This window comes from Achromobacter xylosoxidans (assembly GCF_001457475.1).
Taxonomy (GTDB): domain Bacteria; phylum Pseudomonadota; class Gammaproteobacteria; order Burkholderiales; family Burkholderiaceae_B; genus Achromobacter; species Achromobacter xylosoxidans.
Map to the genome: position 1 here is coordinate 1,005,817 of NZ_LN831029.1, position 16,135 is coordinate 1,021,951.

Annotated in this window: 16 protein-coding genes; 9 read left to right on the forward strand and 7 right to left on the reverse strand. The window is 63.3% G+C overall.

The annotated features are described in order from the left end of the window. The first annotated feature begins 8 nt into the window (after positions 1-8). The gene (locus tag AT699_RS04645; RefSeq protein WP_026384403.1) at positions 9-914 is read left to right on the forward strand and encodes a LysR family transcriptional regulator; all 906 of its coding nucleotides are present in this window, start codon (positions 9-11) and stop codon (positions 912-914) included. A 28-nt stretch (positions 915-942) separates the two neighbouring features. On the opposite strand, the gene purU is transcribed toward AT699_RS04645, so the two are convergent. The 6 genes from purU to AT699_RS04675 all read right to left on the reverse strand — a co-directional run bounded on the left by purU (position 943) and on the right by AT699_RS04675 (position 6,103). Beyond that, the gene (gene purU / locus AT699_RS04650; protein WP_006388922.1) at positions 943-1,797 is read right to left on the reverse strand and encodes a formyltetrahydrofolate deformylase; all 855 of its coding nucleotides are present in this window, start codon (positions 1,795-1,797) and stop codon (positions 943-945) included. A gap of 3 nt (positions 1,798-1,800) precedes the next feature. Continuing rightward, positions 1,801-2,934, reverse strand: coding sequence for an NAD(P)/FAD-dependent oxidoreductase (locus AT699_RS04655; RefSeq protein WP_024067818.1), 1,134 nt, complete (start codon positions 2,932-2,934; stop codon positions 1,801-1,803). Next, on the reverse strand, positions 2,931-3,455 hold the full coding sequence (locus AT699_RS04660) for a flavin reductase family protein (RefSeq protein ID WP_006388924.1): 525 nt from the start codon (positions 3,453-3,455) through the stop codon (positions 2,931-2,933). The genes AT699_RS04655 and AT699_RS04660 overlap by 4 nt, the downstream gene beginning before the upstream one ends. Before the next feature lie 47 nt (positions 3,456-3,502). Beyond that, a complete protein-coding gene (gene pdxH / locus AT699_RS04665) occupies positions 3,503-4,132 on the reverse strand; it encodes a pyridoxamine 5'-phosphate oxidase (protein WP_006388925.1) in 630 nt (209 codons plus the stop codon). A gap of 106 nt (positions 4,133-4,238) precedes the next feature. Next, the gene (locus AT699_RS04670; protein ID WP_006388926.1) at positions 4,239-4,892 is read right to left on the reverse strand and encodes a gamma-glutamylcyclotransferase; all 654 of its coding nucleotides are present in this window, start codon (positions 4,890-4,892) and stop codon (positions 4,239-4,241) included. Positions 4,893-4,894: 2 nt separating this feature from the next. Continuing rightward, complete coding sequence (locus AT699_RS04675) at positions 4,895-6,103, reverse strand: MFS transporter (RefSeq protein ID WP_102949893.1); 1,209 nt, start codon at positions 6,101-6,103, stop codon at positions 4,895-4,897. Positions 6,104-6,518: 415 nt separating this feature from the next. On the opposite strand from AT699_RS04675, the gene AT699_RS04680 reads away from it, so the two are divergent. The 5 genes from AT699_RS04680 to AT699_RS31405 all read left to right on the forward strand — a co-directional run bounded on the left by AT699_RS04680 (position 6,519) and on the right by AT699_RS31405 (position 13,400). Further along, positions 6,519-7,703 carry an efflux RND transporter periplasmic adaptor subunit gene (locus AT699_RS04680; RefSeq protein WP_006388928.1) on the forward strand — a complete coding sequence of 395 codons (1,185 nt, stop codon included), beginning with the start codon at positions 6,519-6,521 and terminating at the stop codon, positions 7,701-7,703. 1 nt (position 7,704) lies between these two features. Further along, positions 7,705-9,663: a MacB family efflux pump subunit gene (locus tag AT699_RS04685; protein ID WP_024067821.1), complete on the forward strand. Its 1,959-nt coding sequence runs from the start codon at positions 7,705-7,707 to the stop codon at positions 9,661-9,663. A gap of 5 nt (positions 9,664-9,668) precedes the next feature. Further along, a complete protein-coding gene (locus AT699_RS04690) occupies positions 9,669-11,096 on the forward strand; it encodes an efflux transporter outer membrane subunit (protein ID WP_024067822.1) in 1,428 nt (475 codons plus the stop codon). A gap of 342 nt (positions 11,097-11,438) precedes the next feature. After that, entirely contained in the window at positions 11,439-12,347 is a 909-nt protein-coding gene (locus tag AT699_RS04695) for a LysR family transcriptional regulator (RefSeq protein ID WP_024067823.1), read from the forward strand. Between the two features lie 192 nt (positions 12,348-12,539). Continuing rightward, positions 12,540-13,400 (forward strand): hypothetical protein, encoded by an 861-nt coding sequence (locus tag AT699_RS31405; RefSeq protein ID WP_145964671.1) that lies wholly within the window; start codon positions 12,540-12,542, stop codon positions 13,398-13,400. 9 nt (positions 13,401-13,409) lie between these two features. Here AT699_RS31405 and AT699_RS31410 read toward each other — a convergent pair whose 3' ends face one another. Beyond that, positions 13,410-13,730 carry a hypothetical protein gene (locus AT699_RS31410; RefSeq protein WP_131726806.1) on the reverse strand — a complete coding sequence of 107 codons (321 nt, stop codon included), beginning with the start codon at positions 13,728-13,730 and terminating at the stop codon, positions 13,410-13,412. Between AT699_RS31410 and AT699_RS31415 the strand changes: the two genes are divergently transcribed. The 3 genes from AT699_RS31415 (at position 13,710) to AT699_RS04700 (ending at position 15,427) form a co-directional block, all read left to right on the forward strand. Then, positions 13,710-14,120 carry a hypothetical protein gene (locus tag AT699_RS31415; protein WP_131728521.1) on the forward strand — a complete coding sequence of 137 codons (411 nt, stop codon included), beginning with the start codon at positions 13,710-13,712 and terminating at the stop codon, positions 14,118-14,120. The genes AT699_RS31410 and AT699_RS31415 overlap by 21 nt on opposite strands. A 217-nt stretch (positions 14,121-14,337) precedes the next feature. Continuing rightward, on the forward strand, positions 14,338-14,496 hold the full coding sequence (locus AT699_RS32420; RefSeq protein WP_269467443.1) for a hypothetical protein: 159 nt from the start codon (positions 14,338-14,340) through the stop codon (positions 14,494-14,496). 79 nt (positions 14,497-14,575) lie between these two features. Then, a complete protein-coding gene (locus tag AT699_RS04700; RefSeq protein ID WP_058207218.1) occupies positions 14,576-15,427 on the forward strand; it encodes a hypothetical protein in 852 nt (283 codons plus the stop codon). Positions 15,428-16,135: the final 708 nt, after the last annotated feature.

The window sequence follows — 16,135 nt, forward strand, 5'->3', positions numbered from 1 at the left end:
AGTTGGAAATGAACGTCATCGATTGCCTGGAAGTCTTCGTCGAAGTCGGCAAGAGCCTGAGTTTCTCCAAGGCGGCGGAAAGCCTGGCGTCGAGCCGCTCGGCGGTCACCAAGAAGATCGCCTGGCTCGAAGCGCACTTCGAAGTGCAACTGCTCAACCGCAATACCAAGCACGTCAGCCTGACCGAGAGCGGCCGCCTGCTGCTGGAAAACGCCGATACACTGGCGCTGAGCCTGATGAACCTGAAGGAGCTGGTGCAGGGGCCGGTGCTGACCGCCAGCGGCCGCATCCGCATCGGCACGCCGCCGTCGTTCGGCACCGTGCACATGGTGCCGGCGATCCAGGACTTCCTGGCGCGCTATCCCGCGATCAAGGTGTCGCTGCTGATCGATGACGGCCGTGGCGACCTGATCGCCGAAAATCTGGACCTGTCCGTGCGCATCGCGCCGCGGCTGAAGGATTCCAACCAGATCGCCTACAAGATCACGCTGGTGCCGCAAGTGGTGGTGGCGACGCGCGACTATCTGGCCCGCCACGGTCGGCCCGGGAAGCCGCAGGACCTGGAACGGCACAACTGCCTGGTGCACAACCTGAAGGCGCCCACCGGGCAATGGAGCTTCACCGACGCCCAGTCGAACACCCACGTGGTGCGGGTGGCGGGCTCGTTCAATTCGAACCTCGGGGAAGCGCTGATGAACATGACCAAGCGCGGCGGCGGGGTGTCGATGCACCCGCGCTACATGGTCGAACAGGACATTGCCGATGGCGCGCTGGAAGTGCTGCTGCCGGGCTACGAGCCGCAGGGGCTGGACATCCACGCGGTCGTGCAGACCCGCCGCAACCAGCCCGACAAGGTCAGGCTGGTCGTGGAACACCTGCGCAACTGGTTCAAGGACGCCGACTGGAAGCGCTGAGCGCGCGCCAGCGGACGCCGGTGCTGTCCTAGCGGAACACCACGGTCTTGTTGCGGTTCAGCAGGATGCGGTGCTCGACGTGGCTGCGCACGGCGCGCGACAGCACCAGCGACTCGATGTCGCTGCCGACCTGGGTCAGGTCCTGCGCCGTCATGGTGTGGTCGACGCGCTCGATATCCTGGTCGATGATCGGGCCTTCGTCCAGGTCCGAGGTGACGAAGTGGGCGGTGGCGCCGATGATCTTCACGCCGCGCGCATGCGCCTGGTGGTACGGGCGGGCGCCCTTGAAGCTGGGCAGGAAGCTGTGGTGGATGTTGATGGCGCGGCCGTTCAGCGCGCGGCACATGTCGGCCGACAGGATCTGCATGTAGCGCGCCAGCACCACCAGGTCGATCTCGTAGCGGTCCACCAGCGCCAGCACCTGGCGTTCCTGTTCGGCCTTGGTGTCGGGCGTGACGGGCAGGTGGTGGAACGGGATGCCATAGGACGCGGCCAGGCTGGCGTAGTCGTTGTGGTTCGAGACGATGGCGGCCACTTCGGCATGCAGCTGGCCGCTGTGCACGCGGAACAGCAGGTCGTTCAGGCAATGGCCCTGCTTGCTGACCATGATCAGCAGGCGTTCCTTGCGGCGGGCGTCATGCAGCTGCAACTCCATGCCGTACTCGGCCGCCATCTCGTCCAGGCGGGCGCGCAGCGCGTCCGGAGCCGCGCCGGCCGGCAGGTCGAAGTGCACCCGCAGGAAGAAGCGGCCGGTCTCCTCGTCGCCAAATTGCTGCGAATCGAGGATGTTGCAACCCGATTCGAACAACAGGCCGCTGACGCGGAAGACGATGCCGGTGCGGTCGGGGCAGGACAGGGTCAGGATGTAGTCGTTGTGCTGCATTGTTCAGGGAAAGGAAGGAGAGGAAGCGTCGTCGGCCAGGCGCGCCAGGGTTTCTTCCGCCAGCGCCAGGCTGGAAGTCAGCCCGGGCGATTCTATGCCAAACAGGTTCACCAGGCCGGGCACGCCATGGGCGGTCGGGCCGGCGATGACGAAATCGGCGGCCGGCTCGTGCGGACCGGAGATCTTGGGGCGGATGCCGGTATAGCCCGGGGCCAGGGCGTTGTCCGGCAGGGCCGGCCAGTAGCTGCGCACGGCGGCGTAGAAGACCTCGGCGCGGGCCGGGTCGATGGTGTAGTCCTCGGTGCCGACCCATTCGGTGTCGGGGCCGAACTTGGCCTGGCCGCCCATGTCGAGCGTCAGGTGCACGCCCAGGCCGGCGTGTTGCGGCACGGGGTAAATCAGGCGCGAGAACGGCGCGCGGCCGGACAGCGTGAAATAGCTGCCCTTGCACAGGTAATCGGTGGGGATGCTGGCGGCCGGCACGCCGTCGATGCGGCGCGCCAGCGCCGGCGCCTGCAGGCCGGCGGAATTGATCAGCACGTTGCAGCTCAGGCTCATGGCCTCGTCGCCGCCGAACTGCAGGTCGAAGCCGCCTTCGGGGCGCACCCGGCCGGACACCAGCGGGGTGTGGAACACGCACTGGGCGCCGGCGTTCTCGGCATCGCCCTGGTAGGCCAGCATCAACGCGTGGCTGTCGACGATGCCGGTGGACGGCGACACCAGCGCCGCCGTGCAGCGCAGCGCCGGTTCCAGCCGCATGGCGTCTTCGCCGGAAATGAACTGCAGATCGTCCACGCCGTTGGCGCGGGCGCGCTGCGCGATGCCTTCGAGCTGCGCGGCCTGCTCGGTGCTGGTGGCCACGATCAGCTTGCCCAGCCGCTTGTGCGGAATGCCGCGTTCGGCGCAATAGGCGTACAGCAGGTGCTTGCCGCGCACGCACAGGCGGGCCTTGAGGCTGCCCGCGGGGTAATAGATGCCGGCGTGGATCACTTCGGAATTGCGCGAGCTGGTGCCGGTGCCGATGGCCTCGGTGGCCTCGGCCACCAGCACCTCGCGGCCCGACTGGGCCAGGGCGCGGGCGATGGCTAGGCCGACCACGCCCGCGCCGATGACGACGCAATCGATGTCGGCGCTCATGACTTCCTGCCCTCTGCACGGGCGCCGGCGGGCGTCAGGTCGAAACCGCCGGCGTGGAAGACCAGCGGCGGCTCGCCGCTATGTCCGCATCGTTCGACTTCTCCCACCATGATGACGTGATCTCCCTCGACATAGCGGCTGCGGTTGTGGCATTCGAACCAGGCGGCGCAATGGCCGTCCAGCATCGGCGTGCCGCCGGGCGCGTGGTGCACGGTCAGGCCGGCATAGCGGTCCGGCGTCTTGCCGGTAGCGAAGCGCCGCGCCAGCGCGATCTGGTCGGCGCTCAATACATTGACCACGTAGCGCTGGCACTGCTCGAAGGCGGCCAGCGACGAGGAATTGCGCGACAGGCTCCACAGCACCAGCGGCGGATTCAGGGACACCGAGTTGAACGAGCTGACCGTCAGGCCGATGGGGGCGCCATCGAGGTCGGCGGTGGTCACGACCGTGACGCCGGTGGCGTAGCGGCCGAGTGCGGTGCGGAAGAAGGCTGCGTCGAAATCAGGGGAGGAGGCTGGCATGCAATTGATAGATGGGGCGGGCGCCGCGGGAGCGGCGCCCGGCGGCGTCAGGGCGACAGGCGTTCGATCTTCCAGCCCTGGCCGTCGGCGACGTAGCGCAGGCGGTCGTGCAGGCGCGAGGGCCGGCCTTGCCAGAATTCCATCGCGGTGGGCTTGAGGCGGTAGCCGCCCCAGTGCGGCGGGCGCGGCGGCTGGTCGCCGTAGCGGGCGCGGAACTCCTGCTCGCGGGCTTCGAGTTCGGCGCGGGTGATGGGCTGGCTCTGGCGCGAGGCCCAGGCGCCGATGCGCGAACCGGCCGGGCGGCTGTGGTAGTAGGCGTCCGACTCTTCGGCCGGCACTTTTTCCACCACGCCCTCGATGCGCACCTGGCGCTCGAGCGGCTGCCAGAAGAACAGCAGGCAGGCGCGCGGCTCGGCCAGCAGGTCGGTGCCCTTGCGCGACTCGTAATTGGTGAAGAACGTGAAACCCTGCTCGTCGAAGCCCTTGATCAGGACGATGCGGGCACTGGGCTGGCCGTTGGCGTCGACCGTGGCCAGGGTCATGGCGTTGGGCTCGGGCACCTTGGCGGCCAGGGCCTCGTCGAACCAGCGGGTGAACTGCTCGAACGGGGACGCGGCGGCGTCGCTTTCCAGCAGCACGTTCTTTTCGTAGCTTTGACGCAGATCGGAGACAGACATGGGACGTTTGATTCAGCGTTGATAACAAGCAGTTTATACCGCCGAAGAAACGCTCCCCTCATTGACCCCGCGCAGGGCCCGGGCAAGTTTTTGCGCCGGGGGCGCCTCAGGCGCCTTCGGGCAGCGCGTGGCTGTCCTGTTCCAGGCGCCGGGCGATGGCGTCCAGGCGGGCATCGTGGATGCCGGCGGCGCGCAGGGCCTGGGCGGTCTGCACCACGTAGTCGGTGCAGGGGCCATAGCGGCCGGCGGCGCGGCGCACGATGGCCAGCAGCTCGGCCTCGGGCAGGGCGCGGATGTAGGCCGGGTTGTCCCGGTTCATGATGAAGACCAGGGCGCGGACCGGGCCGGCCTCGGTGCTGCAATTGATCCAGCGGGGCAGGTAGGCGCCGGTGGACATCTCGCGGTCCCACAGGGCGGGGAAATAGGTCGGCACCTGGTTGCCGGCCAGGCGGTAGACCACGCCGCGGCAGGAGCCGCCACGGTCCAGCCCGAACACCAGGCCGGGGCATTCCGGCGTGCCGCGGTTGACCCGCGACCACAGGCACAGCGCGCGGTGATGGCCGCGCAGGGTGGCCAGGCGGCGTTCCTCGAAGTCGAAGTCGGGACGCCAGATCAGTGATCCGTACCCATATACCCAGACGTCTTCCCCGTCCCGCCAATGCTGCAAGGCCGCCTGCAGCGATGCCTGCCGCTCTTCGGGGGTCCACAGGCGAAAAGGCAGGCTGGCGCCGGCCACGGGAGGAGAAGACTGCATGTTCACGACTACGGTTTCCGGTCAGATTCGAGCGGGGGGTTGCGATTGGCCCAGCCGCCAGCCATCAGGGCCACGGAATAGGCCCAGAACAGCGGGGCGACGCCAATGACCGCACCCAGCGCGCCGAAGGTCAGCGGCAGGGAAACCTGGGAGCCGTTGATCAGCGCCATCCGCAACCCCACGGCTTCGGCGGCGCGGCCCGGCGGCGAATGCTGGTGCAGCAATGAAAGCATACTCGGTTGGCAGCAACCCAGCGCAAGCCCCAGGATGAAGGACAGCACGATCAGGACGCCAACGTCGGTGAACAGCGGATAAAGCATGAAATCGATGGCGGCGGTGGCCATGGCCACCCGCACCAGTGTCCAGGACCGCACCCGGCGCTGGATCAGGGGCAGTACCAGGCGGATGATGAACGTTGCCGCCGCGAAGGACGCGAGAATGACGCCGATGGTGGTGGCTGACAGGCCGATGGCGACACCGAAGATCGGCACCACGAACAAGTGCGTGTCCCAGGCGCCCGACAGGATGGTGTTGACCATCAGGATGCGGCGCAGCGCCGGCACCGCCAGCAGTTCCGTCACGCGGCGGCGCTGCGCTTCCTTCGTGCCGGCCAGCTGCGAATCCACCGCCTTCAATTGGTGCCGCAGCGCATACAGGCCGCCGGCCGACAGTAGCGGACCGAGCGTCAGCAGGCCGAAGGCCAGCCGGGTGCCCAGATGGTCGATCGCCAGGCCGGCGATCAGCGGTCCCGAGAAGCCCGAGCCCGCCAGCGCCAGCGACATCAGCGAGAAATTGCGCAGCCGCTGGGCCGGCTCGGCGTGGCCCAACAGGTCCTGCGTGGCCACTTGGTGCAGCATGAAGCCGATGCCGATGCAACAGGACGCCACCAGCAGCGCGAACTGGGTCTGCGACAGGAACGGCAAGGCCGTGCCAACCGCCACCAGCGTGGTGCCGGTGACCAGCGGCCGGACGATGCCGACCCGGTCCACCCAGCGTCCGGCGCGCACCGAGAACAGCATCGGCAAAACCGCGAACACCGCCACCAGGGTGCCCACCTTGAAGGTCGACAGCCCCATTTGCAGCGCCGTCAGGGATACGGTGATCCGTCCCCCTGTCAGCGCCACATGGTTCAACATGGCCAGCAGGCACAACAGCGCCGCCCCGGAAAACTCCGGGGCGGCGCTGTGTGAAGAGGGGGGAGGGGGCGAATTGGACACGGATACGGCTTAACTGCATTCATTCTGTCCCTATCGTCGCCCTATGTCGAGGCGTGGATTTTTTGCGCCGCCGCAATTCTCGATTGCCAATGGTGACAAGATAGGCGCCATCTATGGTCCAACTGAGATGGGGATGCGGCAAGATGGCATCACGTTGCCGGCAAGGTTCCATAGAATGGAAACGCTAATGCGCCGCAACAGATGTATCGTTCGTGCAACGGAACAATATTGCCTGCCCACGACCCAATGCCGGGTGCTTTACCGTTTTTCACCCTTTCGCCACAGATTGGCCATGCTTTGACGCAGCCCCCCGTTTAGGATGAGCGGGCAGTATGGGTACGTACAGCCGGCCCGATCCGTATCGAGTTATTCGAGTGGTGGACGATGCCTCCGCCGCCTCCTCCGAACTGGTTCAATGAAAAAGCCTCGTAGCAAAGTCCAGCGTTACGTCCTGATCGCCGTCGTTCTCCTGATCATCGCCTTTGGCGTCCGCGCCGCCTTTTTCTCGTCGCCGCCGCCGCCCACCTTCGCCGTGGCCGAGGTCGTCCGCGGCAATCTCGAAGACAGTGTGCTGGCCAGCGGCACCATGGACGCCATCGAGCGCGTCAGTGTCGGCGCGCAGGCCACCGGTCAGTTAAAGTCGCTGAAGGTGGCGTTGGGTGACCGCGTGACGCGCGGCCAACTGGTCGCCGAGATCGACGACCTGACGCAGCAGAACGAACTGCGTAATACCCAGGCCGCCCTGCAGACACGCCGCGCCGAGCGCGCCGCCAAGGTCGCCACCCTGAAGCAGGCCGAGCTGGCTTTCCGCCGGCAGCGCCAGATGCTGGCGGCCGACGCCAGTTCGCGCGAGGCCTTTGAATCGGCCGAGGCCACGCTGGGCGTGACCCGGGCCGATATCGCCGCGCTCGACGCCCAGATCGTCCAGGCCGAAATCGAGGTCGACAAGGCCAAGGTCAACCTGGGCTACACCCGTATCGTGTCGCCGATCGACGGCGTGGTGGTGGCGGTGGTGACCAAGGAAGGCCAGACCGTCAACGCGATCCAGAGCGCGCCCACCATCATCAAGGTGGCCCAGGTGGCCACCATGACCATCAAGGCGCAAATCTCCGAAGCCGACGTGACCCGCGTCAAGCCGGGCCTGCCCGTGTACTTCACCATCCTGGGCGAGCCGGACCACCGCTATCACGCCACGCTGCGCGCGGTGGAGCCGGCGCCGGATTCGATCCAGAAGGACGACGCCGCCACGTCGCTGACCTCGTCCAGCTCCACATCCACCAGCGCGGCCGTCTATTACAACGGGCTGTTCGACGTGCCCAACCCGGACGAGAAGCTGCGCATTTCCATGACGGCGCAGGTTTCCATCGTGCTGGGCGAGGCGCGCGACGCCGTGGTGGTGCCGGCCTCGGCCCTGGGCAAGCGCGGCGAGGACGGGCGCTACGAGGTGCGGGTGGTCGGCAAGGACAACCAGACCGAGACCCGCAAGGTCAAGATCGGCATGAACAACAACGTGCAGGCGCAGGTGCTGGAAGGCCTGGAGGTGGGCGAGCGCGTGGTGTCGGCCGACGCCGCGCCGGTGGCCGCCGCGGCGGGACGCTGATATGGCCGAACCGTTGATTTCGCTGTCCGGCGTCCGGCGCGAATTCCCCGCTGGCGAGCAGACCATCGCCGTTCTCAAGGACATCAACCTGACCATCGAGGCCGGGGAAATGGTGGCCATCGTCGGCGCGTCCGGTTCGGGCAAGTCGACCCTGATGAACATCCTGGGCTGCCTGGACCGCGCCACCAGCGGCGACTACCGTGTCAGCGGCCGCAGCACGGGCGAACTGGATCCGGACGAACTGGCCGAATTGCGGCGCGAGCATTTCGGCTTCATCTTCCAGCGCTATCACCTGCTGTCCGACCTGACGGCGCAGGGCAACGTCGAGGTGCCGGCCGTCTACGCCGGCAAGCGCCGCGAGGCCCGGCTGGAACGCGCCGCCGACCTGCTCGAGCGCCTGGGGCTGGGCGAACGCACCGGCCACCGCCCGGGCCAGCTGTCCGGCGGCCAGCAGCAGCGCGTGAGCATCGCCCGCGCGCTGATGAATGGCGGCGACATCATCCTGGCCGACGAGCCGACCGGCGCGCTGGACACGCACACCGGCCAGGAAGTGCTGCGCATCCTGGAGGAACTTAACGCCGCCGGCCACACCATCATCCTGGTCACCCACGACATGAACGTGGCGCGGCACGCGCAGCGCATCATCGAGATCAGCGACGGCGAGATCGTCTCGGACCAGCGCAACCCCGACGCGCCGCGCATCGAGGCCGTGCGCGAAGAGGCGACGCCGCTGCCGCCGCGGCCGGCCTGGCAGGCTTACCTGGACCGCTGCGGCGAGGCGCTGCGCATGGCGCTGCTGGCCATGAACGCGCACCGCCTGCGCACCTCGCTGACCATGCTGGGCATCATCATCGGCATCGCCGCCGTGGTGTCGGTGGTGGCGCTGGGCGAGGGCTCGCGCCAGAAGATCCTGGAAGACATCAGCGAGATCGGTACCAATACCGTCGAAGTGTTTCCCGGCAAGGACTTCGGCGACGAAAAGGCCCTGACCATCCGCACCCTGGTGCCGGCCGATGCCGAGGCCCTGTCACGCGAGTCCTACGTGGACAGCGTCACGCCCGAGGTTTCCACCAGCAACACGCTGCGCTATCGCAACGTGGCGGTGAATGGCTCGATCCAGGGCGTGGGCGAGCAGTACTTCCGGGTGCGCGCGGTCAAGCTGGCGCAGGGCAAGTTCTTCGATGCCACCAGCGTGGCGCGGCGCGCCCAGGAAGTGGTGATCGACGAGAGCACCCGCAAGACCCTGTTCGGTTCGCACACCGACCCGATCGGTCAGGTGGTGTTCCTGGGATCGATGCCGGCGCGGGTGATCGGCGTCACCAAGAAGAACGACACGGTGTTCGGCAACAACGAGACCTTGAACGTGTGGATTCCCTACACCACGGCGCTGTCGCGCGTGCTGGGGCAGCAGCACCTCAAGAGCATCACCGTGCGCGTCAACGACGCCGCGCCGCCGGCGGCGGCCGAGCAGGCCATCACCAAGGTGCTGCTGCGGCGCCACGTGGTGAAGGATTTCTTCGTGTTCAACACTGATGCGATCCGCAAGACCATCGAGCGCACCACGGCCACCATGACGCTGCTGGTATCGCTGATCGCGCTGATCTCGCTGATGGTCGGCGGCATCGGCGTCATGAACATCATGCTGGTGTCGGTGACCGAGCGTACCCGCGAGATCGGCGTGCGCATGGCGGTGGGCGCGCGTCGCAGCGACATCATGCAGCAGTTCCTGATCGAAGCCGTGCTGGTCTGCCTGATCGGCGGCGCCGTGGGCATCGCACTGTCGCTGGGCCTGGGCGTGCTGGTCTCGAAAGCGACCGGCGGGTCCTTCCGCATGATCTATTCCACCGCGTCGATGGTGGCGGCATTCACCTGCTCGACCCTGATCGGTGTGCTGTTTGGTTATCTCCCGGCGCGCAACGCGGCGCGCCTGGATCCCGTCGAGGCCCTGGCCCGGGAATGAGAACGATGAAAGCTGTTTCCCTGATCCGCAAACCCGCCGCCCTGGCCCTGGCGCTGGCCCTGACCGGCTGCGGCGGCCTGCTCAAGAGCGAATACGAAACGCCGCGGACGCAGTCGCCGGCCGCCTGGCGCCACGGCGCGGGCGCCGACGCGCCCGCCAACGCGCTGGCCGCTGGCGGCGCCTGGTGGCGCAATTTCAACGACCCGGTGCTGGACGGCCTGGTCGATGGCGCGCTGGCGCGCAACAACGACCTGGCCGCCGCCGCCATCCGCGTGCGCCGCGCGCAATTGCAGGCCGGGCTGGCGCAGGACCAACTGATCCCGCAACTGTCCGGCACCGGCAACGTGACGCGCGCGCGCAACCTGCGCGGCGAACGCGAAATCACGCGCACCAACAGCGCCGAACTGTCGATCGGCTACGAGGTCGACCTGTGGGGCAAACTGTCGCGCCAGCTCGACGCCGCCGAATGGGAGGCGCTCGCCAGCGAGCAGGACCGCCAGAGCTCCGCGCTGTCGCTGGTGGGCACTACCGCCACGCTGTATTGGCAGACCGCCTTCATCAACCAGCGCATCGCCAGCAGCCTGGAGAGCATCGCCTACGCCCGCAAGACGCAGGAACTGGTGCGCGCGCAATATGCCGCCGGCGGCGCCTCGGCGCTGGAAGTGGCCGAGGCCGAGCAGACCGTGGCCAGCCAGCAGGCGGCGCATGCGCTGCTGGTGCAGCAGCGCGTGGAATACGTGAACGCGCTGGCGATCCTGTTCGACGGCCCGCCCGACCGCACCATGGCCGACCCGCAACGCCTGCCGCAGTACCCGCTGCCGCAGGCGCGCGAAGGCGTGCCGGCCGAACTGCTGGGCCGCCGTCCCGACCTGCGCGCCGCCGAACTGCGCCTGCGGGAGTCGCTGTCGAACATTGACGCGGCCCGCGCCAGTTTCTACCCGACGCTGAACCTGACCGGCGCGCTGGGCAGCTCCAGCCCGACGCTGTCGAATGTGCTGCAGAACCCCGTGGGCACGCTGACGGGGGCGCTGACGCTGCCGTTCCTTCAATTCAACCGCCTGAACCTGAACCTGAAGGTCTCGCGCGCGGATTTCGACGAACGGGTGGTGAGCTTCCGCCAGGCGCTGTACCAGGCCATGGCGGATGTGGAAAACGCGTTGTCGAACCGGACGCAGTTGCGCCTGCAGGCGGAGCAGTTGGACGCGTCGCTGAAGGCGGCGCGCGAGGCGGAGCGCCTGTACGAGGTGCGCTACCGAGCAGGATCGGTGTCGTTGCGGTTCTGGTTGGATGCGCAAGAGAAGCGGCGCGCAGCCGAGATCGCGCGGGACGAGAATGCCCTGAATCGGTTGGTGAATCAGGTGAAGGTCTATCAGGCGCTGGGAGGAGACGATGCCGTCGTCATGGCCGGTGCTGGCGCGGTGGACGGCCGATGAGCGGATCGCGCCCATAGCGCGTTGAAAAAAGCCCCGGCGTCGGCGCGCGATATCGCCGGCGCCAGCGCTGAAATCCGATCGCGTCCGATCCTCCTGGCCGCGTCAACTTCGATATTGGCTCGGGCAGTTCGCAAGCTGACCCGCAGCGCTTCGGCCTGTTCCCGAATCGTCGCCCATGCCGTCAGATTCGGACGGTTTCACCTGATGCAATAGAAGACGGAAAGCAGCGTCAGCCGACGCTGAATCATGAAGGCCGTCGCTACAATCGATTGACCGCGCAATACCCCGCCAGACTGATCACGTTCACCGCAACGTAGGATCACCGTCACCGAAATACTCAGAATGAACTTGCGACTGCTGAAGTACTTCGCTGTGTTGGCCGACGAGTTGAACTATCGCCGCGCCGCCGAACGGCTGCATATTGAAATCTCGCCGTTGTCTCGGGCGATTCAATCGCTGGAAACCACCTTGGGGGTGTCTCTTTTTGTGCGCTCCAACCGCGGCACCCTGCTCACGCCGGAGGGGGAGGCGCTACGGGAACACATCCCGGCCATATTCAGTGCAATCGGCCATGCACGCGACAGCGTCCTAGGCGTGGCCGTTGGCAATCGCGGCGCGCTACATATTGCCCTGTCAGAAGGAATGAACCCGACGCGATTGGCCGCGTTGATGGCCGGTTGCCGCGCGGACGAGCCGCGCGTGGTCATCCATTTTTCGGAGGTGCCGTTCGCCCAGCAGCTCGCAGGCCTGGACCAAGGCCTTTACGACCTGGGTTTCGCGCCATCCGACCACGTGGGCCGCGGCATCGTGGCTGAACGAGCCTGGCAAGATCCGATCCATGTGGTCCTCCCCACCGGCCACCCGTTGCTGGCGATGGAAGTGATTCCCTTGAGCGAGGTTCTCAGGCATCCCCTGGTACTTGGCGATCCGAAGTATTGCGAGGGATGCCGCCAGCAAATCGACCGCTTGATCAGTAAGGGTTCGGCCCAACCTCTCGTGGCGGCGCAGGTGCAGTCGACCTATCTCATGCTTTCGATGGTGGCCGCTGGCGTCGGCCTCGCACTGGTGGGCGCTTCCCAGGCCCTTTCAAACTGGGAACTCGGCATCCTCAGCCGCCCGCTGGCCGAGCCGGCGGCGTTGACGACTTGGCTCCTGCGCTCAACCCGTGTCGCACGCCAGAACGTGGCGCGCTTCGTTGAGCGGGTGATTGCCATGCGCGAAGACACCTCTCCACCTTCCCGCGCGCGGTAAACGGCCACTATCGGCGCGTGAGCCCGGCTCGATCACATCCCCACGTTACCTTTTGGGCCTATCACGTTGCCCATAAGGCAACGTGATAGGCCTTTCGCCGTTCTAGATTGAAAGGTCCAATTCCCTGTCTTTGTGGCGCTTTTGGAAAAGAAGTCAGGGGTGTCAATTGCTGGAATCAATCAGGAGCTGCTTGTGCAAGTATCCAATTCAACGCTGTCAGGTCCGAGCGGCCCGCTCGGATTCAACTATTCGTCCACGCGGTTCACCACCGACGCGAATGGGGAAGCTCGCTTTACCGAAGTCATGGGTTCTGCGAAGCAAAAATATATCGAAAGTTCCCCCGCATCGAAGGCCGTGACCCTGTCTGATAAGGCGGTGGCGCTGTCAAGCCAGGAGACCGAAGATGAGGATGCAGATCTCAGCTTGTTGGCGTGCTGGACACCGGAAGCTCTGGCGCGTTTCGCAAATAACTATACAGAGGCCGAACGGTATCAGAAGCTCGAGATTATGGTTTTCAATAGCGCATATACGCCAGGGCACGATTGCAGCGAACTCACGTCGGAGGGCGGGCCCATATATTATGGGACCACGAGAATTCTGGTCACGCCCGAAAGGGAGGCCGCGTTAAAGCGGCAGCACGATACATTTGCAGCTCAACAGGAAGCCTTGTATGTCACCGAAATGAGTAAGGGGAGCTCGGCTATGGATATCTACAAGAAGATCGGGAAGCTGATTTTGGCGCAGCCGGATGATTTTGCCTATAAATTTGGGATTAGTGTCAAATATCGCGAAAGAATGGATGCTCTTACCGCGGCTTATAACAGTGCGCATAATAGCCAGTTTGGCAGGCATGTCGATCATTCCTCATCTAGTATGCCACTCTCGAATGAGTCGAAGGTTGACGCATTGGTGAAAGCGAAGACTGGCCTTGCGCATAATTCCGTATTGCAAAAAGCGAGTGATCTAGAGCGGCAGCGGCAACAAATATTAATGGACCTGCTTCATGGGAAAGCAGGTTTTAGGTCTAAATCTGCATCCCGCCACCGAGTGTAGGTTGTAAATTTAAAAGTCCTGCGCCCGGGCTGTTTTTAGAAAAAATTCCTGGCAGAAGTGGTGCTCGATGATTTTCATCGGGCATTTTTTATTTCGTAATCTGGCCGGTTTTGCCTGATTTATAAGGTCACGCGTGTTCCAAAAATAGCAATATGCGAGTTCGCGGCCGCGTTCAAATTGAGGTGGCAGGTCGTCAACCTGCTTCACCCTGCATGTTGACCAAGTTTTTGAAGCATAAGTCATCCCAAGGGTGAGTTCGGCATCAGTCGATGATTGGTGCATAGTCAACGTACCCCATGGAGAGATTTTATGAAAAATCGATTGTTGCATGTTTCGGTTGTTACTTCTCTTTTGTTCTCCGGCAGCGCGTTTGCCGGTGATTATGTGTGGTCCACCTATAAGAGTGGTGACTATGTGTCGAGAAGAGGGGGAACCGCCACGGTTGTGTATCAACCCAGCAATTTTCTTGCCTCGCCACTGGGAAAGACCGTCACTGGTGTGCAAGTTCAGCTTCAAGATAGTTCTCAGGCAAACGTATCAATGGAGGTTTGCTATAACGGCCCGATCGATTGCTATCCCATAACCTACAATGGACAAATCTATAAAATGTTTAATGGCAGGCCGGCCGATAAGCCGTTCACGGTAAGGTATACCGGTACTGGTCTTGGTCCGTATCCACGCTACGTTATCGCCACGATGGTGGTCTATTACGGCGATTAACTAACTCCTTGAGTGGCGACTCGTAGATCTGGCGTTGAGTTGTTGTCGAAGCTATTCGCGTCGATTTCGGACTATGTGATCGATGCGAATTACTGACACTCCCGGCCTTCCGCTCATTCAAATCACACGTGTCGGCCATACCTATCGCATGGGTAGCCAGTCCATACCCGTGCTGCGTGACGTGGCATTCGAGATCCATTCCGGTAAAACATGCGCGATGCTCGGGGCTTCCGGTTCCGGCGAGAGCACGTTGCTCAACCTCCTGGGCTTGCTCGACCAGCTTTCGGCGGACCGGTTCCTTGCCCGTACGTTACCTTTTCGGTCTGGCGCGTTTCTCATAAGGCAACGTCATGGGCCACTCGCCGTTCTAGATTGAAAAATCCAATTCCCTGCCCTTGTGCCCATTTGGAGAACAGCCAATGGCATCAATGGCTTGAATCAATCAGGAGCTGCTTGTGCACGTATCCAATTCAACGCTGTCAGGTCCGAGCGGCCCGCTCGGATTCAACTATTCGTCCACGCGGTTCACTACGGACGCGAATGGGGAGGCCCGCTTTACCGAAGTCATGGGTTCTGCGAAGCAAAAATATATCGAAAGCCCCCCCGCATCGAAGGCCGTGACCCTGTCTGATAAGGCGGTGGCGCTGTCAAGCCAGGAGACCGAAGATGAGGATGCGGATCTCAGCTTGTTGGCGTGCTGGACACCGGCTGAGCTGGCGCGCTTCACCAGGAACTATACGGAAAGCGAGCGGCTCGAGGAACTGGATATTATGGTTTTTAACAGTCAATATTCACCGGGGTGCGATTGCAGTGAGCTTACTGAAGATGGTGGTCAGATTTACTATGCGACCACGAGGATTCCGGTTACCCCAGAAAGTGAAATTGTCGACAGGCGGCAGTCAGATACGTTCGTTGCGCAGTTGAAATCCATGTATAAGGCCGAAAGGAACAAAGGCAGCTCAGCGCTGGATATCTACAAGAAGATCGGAAAATTGATTCTGTCCCAACCGGATGATTTTGCTTATAGGTTCGGATTCAGTGTCACGTTTCGCGACAGGGTGGAGTCCATGCAATGGGGGGGACGTGCTAACCCGGTTGAACGGCAGCGCGGTGATTTTTCTACCCTCAGTCACGCCGCTTCAGACGAATCGAATGTCGCGATGTTGAAAAAAATGAAAGATGGGTTTTCGCACAACAAGCTGCAACAGAGGGTACATGATATGGAGCGAGACAGGCAGCACCAACTGATGGACCTGCTGTATGGGAAAGTGAACCGTAAGTCGAAACCCGCAGGTCGCCAAGCGTAAATTAGGTTCCTCCGAAAAATGCGCATGTCGCATTTTTCGGAAAGGCGTCGGCATATTGGATTCGCCGGGCCTAATAAAGATGGTCAGACAGAACCCCGCTAGGCGTAGCGCTTCGCGGGGAACGGGCTGACCATAGCTTTTTATGGCTAGGGGCAAAACCATATTTTTCTGACCGATACGGTAACGCGTGTTCCCAAAATAGCAATAAACGACGCCGTTGCTGCGTTCAAATTGATGTGCAGGTTGTCAACCTGTCCACCCCGTATGTTGTCAAGCTGAAAGCAAGTCATCTAAGGGGGGGCATCAATCGCTGATTGATGCGTAGTTTCATACCTAGCCCTGGAGAGATATCATGAAAACCCCATTGCTGCGTGCATTGGTTATTACTTCGCCTTTTTTTCTCCGGCAGCGCGTTTGCCGGTGATTATGTATGGTCCACCTATAAGAGTGGCGACTATGTGTCGAGAAGAGGAGGAACCGCCACGGTTGTGTATCAACCCAGCAACTTCATGGTTTCGCCAGTGGGAAAGACTATCACTGGTGTGCAAGTCCAGCTTCAAGATAGCTCGCAGGCAAATGTATCGATGAGCCTTTGCTATAACGGATCGTTCGAATGCTATCCGATAGCCTATGACGGGAGAGTCTTCACAATGTTTAATGGCAAGTTAGCAGATAAGCCGTTTACTGTGAAATATACCGGTACCGGCC